Origin of the sequence: Flavobacterium sp. H4147 (assembly GCF_029360735.1) — a bacterium.
In the GTDB taxonomy this organism is placed as follows: domain Bacteria; phylum Bacteroidota; class Bacteroidia; order Flavobacteriales; family Flavobacteriaceae; genus Flavobacterium; species Flavobacterium endoglycinae.
Genome location: NZ_JARKNB010000003.1, coordinates 610,850 through 627,136, shown reverse-complemented (window position 1 = coordinate 627,136; position 16,287 = coordinate 610,850). Strand labels below are relative to the sequence as shown.

Below are 16,287 nucleotides of genomic sequence, written 5' to 3'. Positions count from 1 at the left end.
TTGGATTCAGGTTTGAAACTTAAATATTTTTGAGTTGTTCTTGCCTGATGTAAAATTTCTTGGTTATAAAAGCAATTGGAAAACCTATACAGATTATTAAAATAAAAACCGAAAGCAGTAATTGAAAATCAAATTGTTTTGGAGGAAGTTTAGGAAAAGCAATTGGCAGAACGACCAAATTCATAACAAGCCACACAAAAATGCCGTAAATGACTGCTGAAATAAATACGTGTTTTTTCAAAAAAGAGAAATATGGATATATTTTTAAATAAATAAAAGCAAAGATTAAAGCTATTATATAATGAAACAATAATCCGTAAAAAGCCATTTTTGGACCACCTTCATAAGCTTCTTGTCTAAAAACGGCACTTGCAATTGACTGAAGAATTTTTACTGCTGATGTTTGTTTTAATAAAACCGAATAAACCAAAACTGCTGCCAGAATATCGAGTGTTCCAGCTGTTAAACCTGATAATAAAATAGTTTCGAATTTTGATTTCATAAACGATTATAATTTGGTGATGTATTGAAAAATAGTATTCAATTGATTCGTATGCCTTTGTGTATGTATGAGTGCAAAACTAATCCATTCGTAAATAGTGAATTTTTCAAATCCAGGTAATTGAAAATTTAGCGGAATCAAAGTTAGATCATACCTTTCCGCAGAATCCAATAATTCAGATTCTATTTTCAACAATTTTGAATTTAGTTTTTCTTTATCGTACTCTTTTTTTTCAGGAATCAAAAAAACAGGAGAGTCCATTTTTATGCTGAAGTTTAAAAATAAGCCTTCAATATCTTTTACTTTTTCATCTGGTTTTCTAGTTGATTTTTCTGTTTCGCCTGCAAATAGTTCAGGATAGCCAGAACAGGCAAGAATAATATGCTGTGTAACCTGACCTGCAGTCCAGCTTCCATGATACGGAACTAAATTTAACTCGTTTTCAGAAAATTTAGAAAGTATGGTATGTAATTTTCGAAATGTGTCAACAATATTTTTTTGGATTTCAGCTTTCATATCATTGATTTTAAGTTTTTTATTTTACAGAAGTAATCCACCAGACATTGCCAAACGGATCTGTAACGCCGCAGGTTCTGCCATAATCCTGATCGCTTAAACCCATTAGCGAACTGGCTCCGTTTTCGATCGCTTTTTGAAACGTTTCATCAGCATCGGGTACATATACAAACAAATTTGCGGTTTGTTTTGCCCAGTCGGTTATTTCATCAGTTATCATTATAGTGCTTCCATTTAAAGTAACCTCGGCATGCATGATACTTCCGTCTGTACGCAGCGATTTGGTATTAGTTTCAGTTGCGCCAAAAACCTTTTTGGTAAAATCGATAAATTTTGATGCACCTTGTAAAATCAAATAAGGCATTATGGTTTGATGTTCTGCTGGTATATTCATTTTCAGTGATTTAAAATTAGTATTCTAAAATTACAATTTTATTTTTAAAAATTTGTAAATCAATAAATTATGATTTTTATAGAAGTACTTCGCAATGATAACCATGCGAATTTAAAAGCTCAATAATAGTAGTATTGCAGATGGATGAAGCATGAACACGCAGAATTTTGTCGCAGTCTTCGAGATCGAAGTTAATCGAACTATTTGGGAAATGTTCAAGAAGCATTTCAATGATCATTTTACATTGCCATTCTTCTTGAACATTTGTTTTAAAAACTTCAATCATAAAGTTTTGTTTTTTAGAGCGCTATATTTTTATAACGCTGTATTTTATGATAGGTTACATACGATACAATTAAAATGGCAAATACGATTAAAGGGAAGAAACCTTGAAAATCAATTCCGTCTACTGCAAAATGACTTATTGAAGCAAAAATAAAATCGAAAGCAAATCCGGCATAAGCCCATTCTTTAATGCGTGCAGGTACTTGTGGGATAATTAAAGCTAAAACGCCCAGAATTTTAAATACGACTAAAGCATTTCCAAAATATTCCGGATATCCCAAATGTTTGATTCCTTCTTTTGCTAATTCAGTTTGAGAAGTTAAAGCTGGCATCACGCCTTCAAATAAAAAAATAAGGATTGTAGTAGTCCAGAAAATAATTTTCGTTGTTTTCATTGGGTATTTGTTTAAAAGGTTATTAGTTAATGTATTACAAATCTAATAATGTTTTCCTTTACTGAAATACACATTTACGACTATTTTAGGGGCATTTGGGACAATTGTTGGTTGGTTGGTTGGTTGGTTGTGATGAATTATCTTCTTGCTAAAGTAATCACAACAGTTTGTCTTCCTGAGCGAAGTCGAAGGAAACGTTCGGTGATGACGCACTGTACTGATTCAGCATGCGATCCTTCGACTTCGCTCAGGAGGACATAAAACTGCGGAGAATTGCAATTTGGATTTTAAAATTGAAATTTATTACAAAAAGTAATTCTTAATTAAAAACAAATCTTCAAAACCCAACCTTGTATAAATGTTTTTTCCTAGCGGAGAAGCTTGTAATTGTGCATAATTACAATGAGCATCAATGGCTTCGTTGATCGCAAACTTCATGATTTCTTCGGCGAAACCTCTTTTACGCATTTCAGGAATTACACCAACGCCATGAATTCCCATAACATTTCCCGTTTGAAAAAGGTTGAGAGTTCCTATTGGTTTTTCGTCGTAATGAACCAGATAAAATTTAGTGTTTTCGTAATTATGGACGATTGTTTCTTTACTGATTACGTAGTTAAAAGATAACGGATAAATATCAGACCACGTTATGGCATCTTCTTCATTTAAAACTCTTTTAAAAGAAAGAATATTTCGAAGAACAAATCTTTCTTCCAGTTTTAAAGCCATTGCAACAAGTTGATTTCGTATTTCAAACCCATTTTTTTCAAATATTTCATTGGAATTGCTTTCAAAAATATCCCAATACGGAATTACCAAACCTGGATTTTGTTCTATAATTTCAAGAATCTGCGGCAGATTTTCTTCTGTAATATCTTCTCGGAACCATAATCTATTCGGCCAGCCTGAATTTTTTATCTGGCTGAATTGAAAAGGATCATTTTTATGATACGAAAGGAGAGGAGCAGCGGCAGTTCTCCAAAGTGTGGTGAGATTGTCAATATTGTCTTTTATAAGATCTGTATTTTTCATTTTTTCGGAATAGATTTTAAATCTAACACAAAGATAAAATGACCTTTCTGAAAAAACCTTTACATATGTTGATTTACAAATCTTTTTCCAAACTTTTTCTGATTCGGCTTAATTGTGTAGGAGTAATGCCTAAATGCGATGCGATATGCAGTAACGGAACACGATCTGCAATGTCTGGATGTTTCCTTAAAAGTGTGACATATCTTTCAGTTGCATTCTGCATAACGAGCGCAACTTCTCTTTGCTCTTTTTCTATAATCCAATGCTTTTCTAAATGAGCGATATAGAAGTTTTTGAGGTCGTCATTTTCGTTAATAGCTTGAATATATTTTTTGTAATTTATGTTGATTACAATAGAATCTTCTAAAGCTTCAATAGTAAAATTGGAAGGTGTCTGGAGCATTAAAGAAACCTTCGAACCAGCTAAATAATTTTCGAGAAAAAGGTTTTTGTTATAGAAATTACCTTCTTCATCTGTTATAAATGCTCGTAAAACTCCTTTTGCAATAAAATGAACATTTTTAGCAATTTCTCCATTTTGTAATAATGTTTCTCCTTTTTTAAGCGTTTGAAAACTGGTGATGTTTTCGATTAGTTTCCATGAATTTTCAGAAATAGGATAATAACTTTCAATAGTTTGTTTTAGATTGCTGAGATAGGTTTCTTTATTGAAAGTCATTTTTTTATAAGTTTTGCCACGAAGGCGCTAAGGCGCAAAGTTTTTTTCCAAAAATAAAGAAATAAGCATAAAGTTTGTCATTTCGAGCAACGAGAAATTGCACACAAAAATTTACAAAGATTTGTCTCCTGAGCGAAGTCGAAGGACACACAAAGTAAAAAGTACTGTATGGATTTAGCATGCGATCTTTCGACTCCGCTCACGAAGACATAAAATGAGAATAAATTTGCTTAATCTGTAATCTCGATAACTATCGGGAGCGAGAGAAATTAAAATAAACTTTGAACCTTAGTGCCTTATTGCAAAAAAAAACGCCATGAAACCAAAAGGTCTCACAGCGTTTTCATCTCAAAAAATAAATAATTAACGGGTAATTAACGGGTAACGGGTATTATATTATTTCCAACCTCCGCCTAGAGCGCGGTACAAATCTGTATTGGCTGTGAGTTGTTGTCTTTTTAAGTCAGCAAGTTCTAATTCGCTTTGTAAAAGATTGGCTTGAGCAGTTAAAACTTCAAGATATTCTGCTAATCCGTTTTTGAATAACAAGTTCGAGTTTTTAATTGCTTGCTGTAAAGTTTTTACTTTTTCTTTTAAGAACGTTTCTTGCTGCTGTAGTTTTTCTACTTTTACTAAGGCATCAGAAACTTCGCTTACAGCCACTAAAACAGCTTGTCTAAAAGCTAAAACCGCTTTTTCTCTTTCCGCGACAGCGATATTATACTGCGTTCTCACTCTTTTGTTGTTTAAGATTGGTTGTGTTAAACCACCTGCAACAGTTCCGAATAGAGAAGCTGGAATATTGAACCAGCTACTCGTTTCGAAAGAGTTTACACCGCCTTGAGCCGTAATTCTAAGAGCTGGGTATAAATCCGCTTTTGTGATACCGACATTGGCGTTGGCTACTTTAAGAGCTAATTCAGCACTTTTTACGTCTGGTCTTCTGCTTACTAATGAAGACGGAATTCCAATGGCTGGATTGCTTTTAATTTCTATTGAATTTAAAAGAACGGTTCTTTGTTTTGAATTCGGAAATGAACCGGTTAAAACACTTAAAGCATTTTCCTGAATAGCAATATTTTGTTCCAATAACGGAATCAATTGCTCTGAGTTTAATTTTTGTGCTTCAGACTGCTGAATTGCTAAAGTGGTTACCTGACCAGCATCATATTTCAATTTGATAATATTCGTTGTGCTGTCATTTAATTTTAGGTTTTGCTGTGCAATTTTCAGCTGAGCGTCCAGCATCAAAAGATTGTAATAACCTCTTGAAACATTCGCTACAATATTCGTCTGCAATGCTTTTTTAACTTCTGCAGATTGAAGATATCCTGCGTAAGCTCCTTTCTTTTGGTTTCTGATCTTTCCCCAAATATCAGCCTCCCAAGAAAGTGAAGCTCCAGCAGAATAATCATCAATATGTTTAGCGCCTAAAGCCTGATTCAAGTTCATTCCTGTAAAACTATTGTCAGAAGGATTGCTTGTATTAGCATTTACAAATAAATTAACCTGAGGAACATTTCCCCATTTCGATTGTGTAAATCTGTACTGCGCAATTTCGATGTTTTTTTGTGCAATAAGCAGATCATTATTTCGGGCAACCGCGCTGTCGATTAACGTAACAATATCTTTTTCTGTAAAGAAGTTTTTCCACTCGATATCGGCAATACTGGTTGTATCACTCGAAACCGATGCATTCCTGAATTTTTCAGGAAATGCATCTTTTGGAGTTTCAATATCCTTTGAAACTTTACAGGATATTAAAGTCGTGATCAGAATGGCGAAGGTCACGAATTTGGTTATATAATTTTTCATTGTCTTTTTATTAGATTTCCGTACCCATTGACTTTGGGTGTAATTTTTTTTCAACCCATAGAAACATAGTTTTTTGAAGATTTAAAAAAGGCATTTCACTAATTTTAATGCACATAGTTACTATGTGTGGAAACTAGTTTCTTCTAATCTCTTTTTAGGCATATGATTCTATGTCTCTATGTGTTAAAATATATTTTTAAATCTCATTAACAGATTAAATCTCTGTACAAATATCTTTTTTAGTTTCAAGATCTTTCGTGATTCTGTATGATATATATCCGATGCCAAATAAGATGGCAACAAGGATTGTCGTTATATAGTTTTCCATATTTATTTTTCTTCGTTGTGAATGACAGCGATTGGTTTACCGCTGAATTTTTCTTGTAAATATTGGAATACGATGAACAATACAGGAATAATAAATAATCCTAAAATTACTCCTGAAATCATTCCACCCGCAGCTCCAATACTGATTGAGTGATTTCCCTGCGCCGATGGTCCTTTGGCACTCATCATGGGTACTAAACCAACGATAAAGGCTAGAGACGTCATGATAATTGGTCGCAGACGTAATTTGGCAGCATCTATTGAAGCTCTTACTAATGCCATACCTGATTTTCGTTTTTGTACCGCAAACTCCACAATCAAAATGGCGTTTTTGGCCAGAAGTCCAATCAGCATGACAAGGGCAACTTGTACATAAATGTTGTTTTCGATTCCTGTGAAACCAATGGCAACAAATACTCCAAAAATACCTGCAGGGATTGATAAGATTACAGCTAAAGGCAGGATATAGCTCTCATACTGTGCAGCAAGTAAGAAATAAACAAATATTAAACACAGTAAGAAAATTGTCGCTGACTGCCCTCCAGAAGAAATCTCCTCACGAGTTTGGCCCGAGAATTCAAACCCGTAACCTGCAGGTAATTGTTGTGCTGCTACTTCTTCAATTGCTTTAATGGCATCTCCAGAACTAAATCCAGGTTTCGGAATGGCATTAATAGAAATTGAGTTAAATAAATTATATCTAGAAGCAGTTTCAGAACCATAAATACGAGTTAGTTTCACTAAAGTATTTATCGGCACCATTTCGCCAGTTTTATTTTTAACGAATACACGGTCAATTGCTGTTGGATCTGCTCTGTCGGCAATATCGGCTTGAACAACCACACGATAATATTTACCAAATCGGTTGAAGTCTGATGCCTGCGCGCTACCAAAATAGGCCTGCATAGTTTGTAAAATGTCTTTTACATTTACGCCTAACTGATTCGCTTTTTCATCATTTACTTCTAATTGTAACTGAGGATAATCAGCTTTAAAAGAAGTAAAGGCAACTGCAATTTCTGGACGTTTCATCAGTTCTCCAATGAAGTTTTGAGAAATACCACTGAATTTATCCAGTTTTCCTCCAGTTTTATCCTGAAGAACTAAATCTAAAGCCTCAACGTTACTAAATCCAGGAACAGTTGGAAAACTGAATACGAAGAAACTTCCGCCTGAAATAGAGCCTAGTTTACCACGAACCTGATTCATGATTTCGTCAATATTTTTAACTTCTCCACGTTCTTCGTTTGGTTTCAGCAATACGAAAACAACAGCAGAAGATGGGCTCGTTGAATTTGTCAACAAGTTGAAACCAGAAATCGCTGTTACAAATCGTGAAGCATCTAAACCTCTTAATGTATTTTCAGCCTCAGTCATTACTTTTTGAGTTCCGTCTAGAGATGTTCCTGATGGTGTATTAACCGCAATGGCAATAAATCCTTGATCTTCTGTTGGAATAAATCCTGCAGGAGTTGTTTTTACTAATAAAACTGTTGCTACAGTAATTAAAGCCAATCCGCCTAAACTCAACCATTTTTTTCTGATTAAGAATTTTATTCCGCCAACATAACGATTTGTTAGTGATTCAAAACTGCTGTTGAAAGCGGTAAAGAATTTTTCTTTAAATCCTTTTTTCTCATGAGATGCATTTGTATCATGTGCTCCATGATTGTCTTTTAAGAACAAAGCAGCAAGTGCTGGACTCAAAGTCAGGGCATTAACAGCCGAAATTACAATTGCAATTGCCATCGTAAAGGCAAACTGACGATAGAAAACTCCCGTAGAACCTTCCATAAAACCAACCGGCAGGAATACAGCAGCCATTACCAGCGTAATCGAGATAATAGCACCCGTTATTTCGTGCATTGCTTCATGCGTGGCGATTTTTGGAGACAAATGTTTGTGCTCCATTTTCGCATGCACGGCCTCGACTACCACAATCGCGTCATCTACCACAATACCAATCGCCAGAATTAATGCGAAAAGTGTTAGAAGGTTGATCGAGAATCCGAATAACTGCATGAAGAAGAACGTTCCTAAAATTGCTACAGGTACAGCAATAGCCGGAATTAATGTTGATCTAAAATCTTGCAGGAAGATAAATACCACGATGAAAACTAATATAAAAGCTTCCAGTAAGGTATGTTCGACCTGTTCGATCGATTGGTCTAAAGATACTTTTGTACTATAGAATATATTGTGTTTAATACCTGTTGGAAAATCTTTAGAAGCTTTTTCCATCATTTTATTAATCGCAATCTGAATATCATTTGAGTTTGATCCAGCTAACTGAATTACCCCAATTACAATTCCTTTTTTACCATTTAAACGAGTTAAACTGTTGTATGAATAAGCACCCAATTCAACTCTCGCTACATCTTTTAAGCGAAGTACTGAACCATCTGCATTAGAACGTATAGCAATATTTTCATAATCTTCAGGTTTAGTAAGTTTACCTTTGTATTTAATTACGTATTCAAAAACTTCTTTACTTCTTTCACCAAATTTACCTGGTGCAGCTTCCAAACTTTTGTCCTGAATGGCAGCCATTACTTCATTTGGTGTTACTTTGTAAGTTGACATTTGTGTTGGATTTAGCCAAACACGCATAGAGTAATCTTTTACACCACCAAAAATACTGGCAGAACCCACTCCAGGAATACGTTTTAATTCTGGAATAATATTAATCTGCGCATAGTTGGCCACAAAAGTCTGATCGTATTTTGCTTCATCATCAGTGTACATACCAATCGCCATGATGAAACTGTTTTGCTGTTTCGCCGTGATAATACCTTGTTGTACAACCTCTGCTGGCAATTGACTTGTTGCTTGTGCAACTCGGTTTTGTACGTTTACTGCAGCTTGATCCGCATCTGTTCCTAGTTTGAAGAAAACAGTAATGGCCAAACTACCATCGTTACTCGCGGTAGAACTCATGTAAGTCATGTTTTCTACACCATTTATAGATTCTTCTAGAGAAGGAGCCACAGAACGTAAAACCGTTTCTGCATTCGCTCCAGGATATACCGCCGTTACCAAAACCGATGGAGGCGCAATATCAGGAAACTGTTGTAAAGGCAGTTTAGTTAAACCCAGCACACCTAGAATCACCAGCAAAATGGAGATTACAGTTGCCAGTACTGGTCTTTGTATAAATATTTTGAACATTATTTCTTTTGATTATTTTTTGTTAGTTACTTCGGCAACTTTAGTTGATTTTTCAGGCTGAATCGCTTGTCCGTCCTGAAGTTTGTCAATACCGCTTAATACGATTTGATCACCAGATTTTACGCCGTCTTTAATTAAATAATTCGTACCGCTTTTCCCTACGACAGTAATTGGCATTTTAGTTACTTTGTTGTCTTTTCCAACGGTGAAAACAAATACCTTATCTTGCATTTCAACAGTAGCTGCCTGCGGAACCAAGATGGCATCATTGTGGTTTAATCCTAAACGAATTCTTCCTGTGTTTCCAGAACGTAAAACTCCGTTTGCATTTGGGAAAGTAGCTCTAATCGTAATAGCTCCTGTAGTTTTATCAAACTGACCGTCAACCATATCGATTTTTCCTGTTTTTGGATAAGCACTGTTATCAGCCAGAATCAAAGTAACTGGAGGTAATTTTTTGATTTTATCCCCTAATGAACTTCCCGCATATTGCTCTTTAAAGTTGATGAAATCAGTTTCACCCAAAGAGAAATAAGCAAATACTTCGTGTACATCAGAAAGAGTAGTAAGAGGTTCAACATCAGTTGCAGAAACTAAACTTCCTTGTTTTTTAGGCAATCTTCCAATGTAGCCGCTTACTGGTGCAGTTACGTTAGTATATCCTAAATTAATTTTTGCAGAACCTACCATTGCTTTTGCCTGTTCAATATTTGCAGCAGCAATTTTTTGAGTTGCTTTAGCCGTTTTTAACTGATAATCAGAAACCACTTTGTTCTGAACTAGCGGAGTCAATTTATCAACTTCTAAGTTGGCGTTGATTAAAGCCGCTTCTGCTGCATGAAGACTTGCTAAAGCATTGTTTAACTGCTCGCGAAACGGACGCTCATTGATTTTAAATAACGTTTGTCCTTTATTTACATAAGCACCTTCGTCAACATAAACTCTTTCTAGGTTACCGCTTACCTGTGGTCGAATTTCAACGTCAACAGTTCCTTGTATAGAAGCAGGATATTCAGAGTCAGTGATTGTGTTTGCACTTGTAATAGCTAACACTGGTAAAACCGGTGGTGGTGGAGCAGTAGGAGCCTGATTTTTATCGGCACAGCTGCTTAACACTAGTGCCAGAATAAAACTGGTTATAATTACATTTTTCATTTTCATAGTGGTTTTAATTGGTTGAACATTTTCTCGGATTAAATTCTTTTGTATTGTGGCATTCTCGGGATTCATATTTAATTGAATTAAATTTTCTAACATTGTTAAGTAAATGAGCACAAACTTCTATACTTTTATCATTTTCAGTTCTCTTTTTAAATCGGTATTAAATTATCTAACGTTGTTAAGTAAAAGTCCAAAAAAAGAGTTTTATTACCTCGATTAAATTTTCTAACAGTGTTAAGTTAAGGTTATAAAAAAAAGGATTTTATATTATCCAATTAAATAATTTTACACCGTTAAGTAAAAATTGAAAAAAATATTATTGTATTGATTTGATGATACCCCCAATGGCATCTTTTAAAATTTGAGCATTAATTGTTTCTAAAATATCACTTTTATTAATGATGTTGATGGCGATTAAACCATGAATAACAGAAAAGAAAGTGAAGTACTTTTGTTTTATGATATCTTGACTCGGATTGCTGTCTTTCATTACATCAGCAATTACCTGAGTGAATAATTTGTAAGGTCCCTCTTGAGCTGAACATCGCTGTGCGCAGCAAGTCATTTGAACACCAAACATCAACTGATACATTTCAGTATTAGTAAAAGCGAAGTCCCAATAAGTCATCCACATCGCTTCTAATTGATCTTCGGGTTTTTCAAACTTATCAATTGCAGTTTGCAATTCTTTAGTCAGCTTGATAAAACCTTTGCCAGTCAGTTCTTCCAAAATTGCTTCTTTATTCGAGAAATATTCATAAATAATAGGAGCGGTATATTCGATTCTGTCGGCAATTTTACGCATACTCAAACCATTCCAGCCTTCGTCTTTCACGATATCATAAGCAGCGCCAAGAATATTATTTCTTGTCTCTTCTTTTTGTCTTAAAATTCGATCTTTACTAGCCATTATATTCGAGTATTAAATTGTTTAACACTGTTAGGCAAATGTATGGCGGTTTTTTGAATTTCAAAATATTTTTATCATAATATTTTCTTATCGTACAATAAGTAATACTAAAAATGCTAGTGAAGTGTTGATTTTACTAGACTTTTAATTTCTAAAATATTTTTTAGGAGCAGAACATTTTTCGTTTTAAAGACGTTTTGTCCTGCTCTACACTATATCTTTTGTATTGAACCCCAATACAAAAGGATGCCGTTTCGATCGGGACTAGGCGAGAACGAATCATTTTCATAATTTTTCTATAGAAAGACAAAAAAAAATCCATGTTCAACTGGACTGAAAGTCCAGCTCTACAATATTCGTAGAGCCAGTGGCTCTTTTTTGTATCAGATGGCAAGAAAAATTCCGAAGGAATGTCTCATATTGTAGGGCTGGACTTCAGTCCAGTTAAAAATATATCGATTATTTCATTCCCCGAACGTTCATTTCTAATGTATAAACACTTTTACTAGCTGTAATAAATAATGTTTTGAATTTTTTTCCTCCAAAACAAACATTAGCTGTCCATGGCTCAGGAACATCAATATGGGCTATTTTTTCTCCTTGCGGATTGAATATGGTAACTCCCTTTCCTGTTAAATAAATGTTTCCCGACTCGTCTATTGTCATTCCATCTGAACCTAATTCAGTAAACAGCGTTTTTTTGCCTAAAGAGCCATTACTTTCGATGGTATAAGAATAGGTTTTATTTGCTGCTATATCAGCTACGTACAAGGTTTTTCCATCCGAAGTTCCAATAATGCCATTAGGTTTTACAAGATCATTATCAACGTTGATAATTTTAGATTTATCTGGAGATAAATAGTAAACGCATTCTTTCTCTATTTCTTTGGAAATATGTGTCCAGTAGTCCCTTTGGTAAAAAGGATCTGTAAAATAGATACCGCCTTTTGGGTCAACCCAAAGATCATTGGGACCATTCAGCCTTTTTCCCTCGAAATTGTTTAGTATTACCGTATAATTTTTGTTTTGGTCTATTTTCCAAAGCTCATTTTTTTCATCGGCGCAAGCCAAAAGGTTGCCTTTGTGATCAAAATACAAACCGTTCGCTCTTCCTGCATTTTCCATAAAAACAGAAAGTTCGCCATTAACCGACCATTTCATGATTCTATTATTGGGCTGATCCGTAAAATAAATATTTCCTTTCTTATCCGCAGCAGGTCCTTCTGTAAAACTGAATTGATCGGATAGTTTTGTGAGAAGGGCGCCTTTTGCTATTAAGTCATGACTTTTTTCTTTTGATGTCTGAGCGCATATAAAATTTGTAAAAGTTAAAGTAATAACAAATAAAAGGTGTGCTTTTATTTTAAGTTGGAATGCATTCATGATAAAAAGTTTTAAAAGTTGCTTTTGAAGCGGTTTTAAAAGTAGTTTTTATTTCTGATATTCTGCAAAGCCGGGTTCAAATTTGTTGCTTAGATTAATCTCGCAAAGTCCCTAAGACACAAAGTTCACCCTCATTTTTGTCATTTTGAAGAACGAAGAATCTCCGCAAGTAGTTCTGCAAAGATTGATGTTTGTTACTTAGATTATCTCGCAAAGTCGCGTAGGCGCAAAGTTTACCCTTATTTTTGTCATTCTGAAGAACGAATAATCTCCGTAAGTAGTTCTACAAAGATTGGATGTTATTTTAATAAAATGAAATATAGATAAAAGGTTGCGTCCCGCTGAAATGTATATAAACTACAATTTAACGGTTATCGAACAGGATATTTTTCGGGATTCTGTGAAGTATGAAAAACAGCGTTTAAAAAGACGGTTCTCGAGAATTCATCAACAATGAAAATGCCACATATGGAAATTTTTTAAAAGGAAGATAGCGGTAGTTGTTATCGTGAAATTGATAAAATGGATTTATCTGTAGAGTTTATAAGTTTTTTTATAATCATTAAGAAAGTCTAAGGCTACTTTCTTGCTAACTTTTATGATATAATATTCAATAGCTTCCTCAATTTTTTAATGCAATTGGAGAAACGATAATCTTATAATTCATACTTCTTTTTTAAATCAGTGTAAATTGATTCAGCATCTTTGTAATTACTTCTATCTAAATTAATCTGGCTATTTAAAATTTCCTGCTGTTCAGAAGATAATTCATAAGGTTTTATATTTGCAATTTCAAATTTTATCTTCAATGCTTTCATAAAAGCTTTTACAGCTTCAATCTGAGAGTCATCTTCGGTATATGCTGTGATATTAATTGCTTGCATGATTTTTAAAGTTTACTAAAGTTAATAAACAAAGTTATGACAAAACTCTAATTTTCATGTTACTGATTGTATTTTATTTTCTCCAATTATTTATGAATGTCAATTTTCATAACATTACAATAAAAAAATGAACGCACTAACGACTCTAAAAACCACAATCGCTCTTTTGCTTTTCCAACAAATAGCCTTCGCACAGGAAACCAAAAAAGAAACAGCATCACCAGAATGCACTATCGAAAACTGTGTGAATCATTTTGAAATAGACAAAGCCACCAAAACCAAAGCAGGTTATCAATATTGGTTTGCAGATAAAAACTTTACTCAGGAAAACACTTTAAAAATGAGTATTGTCGAACCTGGGAAATCGACGCACGCTCCACATCATCATCCCGAAGAAGAATTTTTTTATATTCTAGAAGGCTCGGCTTCTTTTTTTCTAGATGGTAAAACAGTTGTGGTTGGACCAAATACCAGTTTATATTGCCCGCCAAATGCAGAACATGGAATAAGTAATGCCGGAAATACCAATTTGAAATATTTGGTTATAAAGAAGGATTTGAGATAAATATGCTGTAGTAATTTTAAAGATTTCAATTATTTGAATTGCCTCCTGCTTTAGCTGGAGGTTATTAATTGGTAAAATAAAAAGGCTTTAGCCCAAAAATATATTTGGCTAAAGCCCCAAAGGAGTCGCAAGTACATCTCCAACTAAAGCAGGAGGCTACTCAATATTTTATTTACTTCAAAATCACTACCTCTTCGGGCACTACAAACAATATCGTACAACCTGTTTTAGAAAATACAGAATGTGTACTTTCAGGCGGCATGTATAAATAATCGCCTGCTTTCAGTTCGTCTTTTGCAGATCGGACTTCGCCTTCCAAGACAAAGATTTCTTCTCCGCTGGGATGGATATGATTTGGATACGAAGCGCCAGCTTCAAATTTTAATAAAAAAGTTTTAGGTCTGTTGGCGGCTTCGTCAAAACGTAATACTTTATAAAAAATACCGTCTGTATTTACACCTTCTTCAATAAGAGGTTTCCAGTTTACTTCGCTTGTTTTTGCAATTTGTTTTTCCATTGTAATTGATTTTTAATTGTTTAATCTGTTGCGTGTATTTATTTTTAACACATTGAAGTATAGTTTTTCGAAGATTTAAAAAGGCGTTTCACTAATTCAAATGCACATAGTTTAGCTATGTGTGCAAACTTGTTTCTTTAGCTATCTTTTTTTAATCCGAAAAACTATGTTCTATGTGTTAAATTTTATTTTTTAGAAAGAATTTCGTCTAAACTCCATTGGTATTTTTCGACAGTTGATAAAAGAAAAGCGCCCATTGAAAAGGCAAATGCCGAATAATCTAAAGGATCTTTTACACCAAAAGAATAGGTCATTGCTAAGGCAAAAAATAAGGTTAAAAGAGATGCGGCAATTGATGCCAATCTTGTTTGGTAGCCAAAGAGAAGGAGTAATCCCAAAAGTGATTCGAATATTGTGGCTGTAATGGCGATTGCGGGAATGCAATTTTTTGGTGCGAAAGAATTGACTTTTTCGGCGTAAGCCAAGAAATTTTCCCAGCCTGAAGATTGACTTCCCCAAAAGCCCAACCGACTTGAAACAGCAGAAATAAATCCGCTGGTTAATGCAATACGTAAAAGAAAAATGGCAAAATCCTGATATCTTTTCATGACTAAATGATTAGTAATTATTATGATACAAAGATCTCGCAAGAACGTTTGCTAAGAAATAGAGAATCTTGGAAAAAGCATGTAATTATATTTTTTTAAACACAAAGAAGCGTAGAGTAAAAGGTTAAAAAACGAGTTTTACTTTTTTAAGTAAACCTAGTGCTAATGTGTTGAGAGACTAGTTTCTCTTTTATTTACTTCTAAGAAGTTTAGAATAAAAATCTATGTTTCTATGTGTTTAAAAACATTTAGGCACTAACAATTTTCTCCCTGAAAGATTTTGGAGAAACTTGAGCGTGTTTTTTGAAGAAGTTTGAAAAATAGAAAGGATCATTAAAACCTAAAGCATAAGCCACTTCTTTTACCGTTAATTTTTCGTAAGTAAGCAATCGTTTTGCTTCAGAAACAATCAATCCAAAAATAATATTTTGGGCTGTTTTATTGCAATGCAGTTTTGAAAGTTCGTTGAGTTTGGCTTCGGTGGTACCAATCAAACCAGCAATTTCATTTACCGAAAGATTCTTTTCAAAGTTTTTTATGACCGTTTCCAGAAATTGAAGAAATAAAGCATCGGGTTTGTAGATCTCATCTCCACGATTTATTTTGGTTCGGTTGATTTCAATTAAAATCAACTCAATTCGGCTGTGAATAGAAATTAAATATTGATACGGTTGTAGATTTATTTCGTTTGTAATTTCTTCAAGCTGACGAACCACAATTTCGGGCTGATCGACTTTGATCATTTCATTCATCGCAAAATGGCAGAATAAACCATTGTGGAAAATCAGTTCCATGTCGCTGTCGTCTTTACAGAAAAAAGCATAGGTAAATTCGAGAACAAAACCAGAAGCATTTTCAATATCTTTAAAATAATGAATCTGCCCAGAAGTAATCGTTATAACAGAATTTTCGGTTAATGTAAATTCGTTTTCATCAATGGAAATCGTAGTTTCTCCCGAAGTGCAAAATACCAGAACATACTTTAGAACACGTCTCGGAATTTTTAAATCTTCTGCCTGACTAAATGCTTTTATTTCAATCATTTTGTTTTTGATTTTACCAAATGTAAGATTTATTTTTTGAACCATATAAGTTCATGTAAGCTGTTGATAGTTTTTATGAATTGCTTCCAGCAAAAGCAGGAAG

General features: G+C 34.1%; 17 protein-coding genes. 1 reads left to right on the top strand and 16 read right to left on the bottom strand.

The annotated features are described in order from the left end of the window. Positions 1–19: 19 nt before the first annotated feature. From P2W75_RS16675 to P2W75_RS16615, 13 genes are all read right to left on the bottom strand, one after another. The gene (locus tag P2W75_RS16675; RefSeq protein WP_276381360.1) at positions 20–502 is read right to left on the bottom strand and encodes a DUF1440 domain-containing protein; all 483 of its coding nucleotides are present in this window, start codon (positions 500–502) and stop codon (positions 20–22) included. 6 nt (positions 503–508) lie between these two features. Beyond that, positions 509–1,018 carry a DinB family protein gene (locus P2W75_RS16670; protein ID WP_276381359.1) on the bottom strand — a complete coding sequence of 170 codons (510 nt, stop codon included), beginning with the start codon at positions 1,016–1,018 and terminating at the stop codon, positions 509–511. 19 nt (positions 1,019–1,037) lie between these two features. Continuing rightward, the gene (locus P2W75_RS16665) at positions 1,038–1,412 is read right to left on the bottom strand and encodes a VOC family protein (protein ID WP_276381358.1); all 375 of its coding nucleotides are present in this window, start codon (positions 1,410–1,412) and stop codon (positions 1,038–1,040) included. Between the two features lie 76 nt (positions 1,413–1,488). Continuing rightward, positions 1,489–1,698 (bottom strand): hypothetical protein, encoded by a 210-nt coding sequence (locus P2W75_RS16660; protein WP_207295732.1) that lies wholly within the window; start codon positions 1,696–1,698, stop codon positions 1,489–1,491. 13 nt (positions 1,699–1,711) lie between these two features. Further along, positions 1,712–2,092, bottom strand: a complete 381-nt coding sequence (locus tag P2W75_RS16655) for a DoxX family protein (protein WP_207295733.1) — start codon at positions 2,090–2,092, stop codon at positions 1,712–1,714. Positions 2,093–2,395: 303 nt separating this feature from the next. Then, the gene (locus tag P2W75_RS16650) at positions 2,396–3,124 is read right to left on the bottom strand and encodes a GNAT family N-acetyltransferase (RefSeq protein WP_276381357.1); all 729 of its coding nucleotides are present in this window, start codon (positions 3,122–3,124) and stop codon (positions 2,396–2,398) included. A 73-nt stretch (positions 3,125–3,197) separates the two neighbouring features. Next, complete coding sequence (locus tag P2W75_RS16645; protein WP_276381356.1) at positions 3,198–3,803, bottom strand: Crp/Fnr family transcriptional regulator; 606 nt, start codon at positions 3,801–3,803, stop codon at positions 3,198–3,200. Positions 3,804–4,199: 396 nt separating this feature from the next. Next, positions 4,200–5,618, bottom strand: a complete 1,419-nt coding sequence (locus P2W75_RS16640; RefSeq protein ID WP_276381355.1) for a TolC family protein — start codon at positions 5,616–5,618, stop codon at positions 4,200–4,202. Between the two features lie 330 nt (positions 5,619–5,948). Further along, positions 5,949–9,113, bottom strand: a complete 3,165-nt coding sequence (locus tag P2W75_RS16635; RefSeq protein WP_207295737.1) for an efflux RND transporter permease subunit — start codon at positions 9,111–9,113, stop codon at positions 5,949–5,951. Positions 9,114–9,125: 12 nt separating this feature from the next. Next, on the bottom strand, positions 9,126–10,343 hold the full coding sequence (locus P2W75_RS16630) for an efflux RND transporter periplasmic adaptor subunit (RefSeq protein WP_276381354.1): 1,218 nt from the start codon (positions 10,341–10,343) through the stop codon (positions 9,126–9,128). A 247-nt stretch (positions 10,344–10,590) separates the two neighbouring features. Next, positions 10,591–11,184, bottom strand: coding sequence for a TetR/AcrR family transcriptional regulator (locus P2W75_RS16625; RefSeq protein ID WP_207295738.1), 594 nt, complete (start codon positions 11,182–11,184; stop codon positions 10,591–10,593). Between the two features lie 459 nt (positions 11,185–11,643). After that, positions 11,644–12,567: an SMP-30/gluconolactonase/LRE family protein gene (locus P2W75_RS16620; RefSeq protein ID WP_276381353.1), complete on the bottom strand. Its 924-nt coding sequence runs from the start codon at positions 12,565–12,567 to the stop codon at positions 11,644–11,646. 656 nt (positions 12,568–13,223) lie between these two features. Next, a complete protein-coding gene (locus tag P2W75_RS16615; RefSeq protein WP_276381352.1) occupies positions 13,224–13,451 on the bottom strand; it encodes a DUF2683 family protein in 228 nt (75 codons plus the stop codon). Positions 13,452–13,578: 127 nt separating this feature from the next. Between P2W75_RS16615 and P2W75_RS16610 the strand changes: the two genes are divergently transcribed. Further along, positions 13,579–14,016, top strand: a complete 438-nt coding sequence (locus P2W75_RS16610; protein WP_276381351.1) for a cupin domain-containing protein — start codon at positions 13,579–13,581, stop codon at positions 14,014–14,016. A 172-nt stretch (positions 14,017–14,188) separates the two neighbouring features. On the opposite strand, the gene P2W75_RS16605 is transcribed toward P2W75_RS16610, so the two are convergent. From P2W75_RS16605 to P2W75_RS16595, 3 genes are all read right to left on the bottom strand, one after another. Continuing rightward, on the bottom strand, positions 14,189–14,533 hold the full coding sequence (locus P2W75_RS16605; RefSeq protein WP_276381350.1) for a cupin domain-containing protein: 345 nt from the start codon (positions 14,531–14,533) through the stop codon (positions 14,189–14,191). 185 nt (positions 14,534–14,718) lie between these two features. Beyond that, a complete protein-coding gene (locus P2W75_RS16600; RefSeq protein WP_276381349.1) occupies positions 14,719–15,141 on the bottom strand; it encodes a DoxX family membrane protein in 423 nt (140 codons plus the stop codon). 248 nt (positions 15,142–15,389) lie between these two features. Beyond that, entirely contained in the window at positions 15,390–16,184 is a 795-nt protein-coding gene (locus P2W75_RS16595; protein ID WP_276381348.1) for an AraC family transcriptional regulator, read from the bottom strand. Positions 16,185–16,287 lie beyond the last annotated feature (103 nt).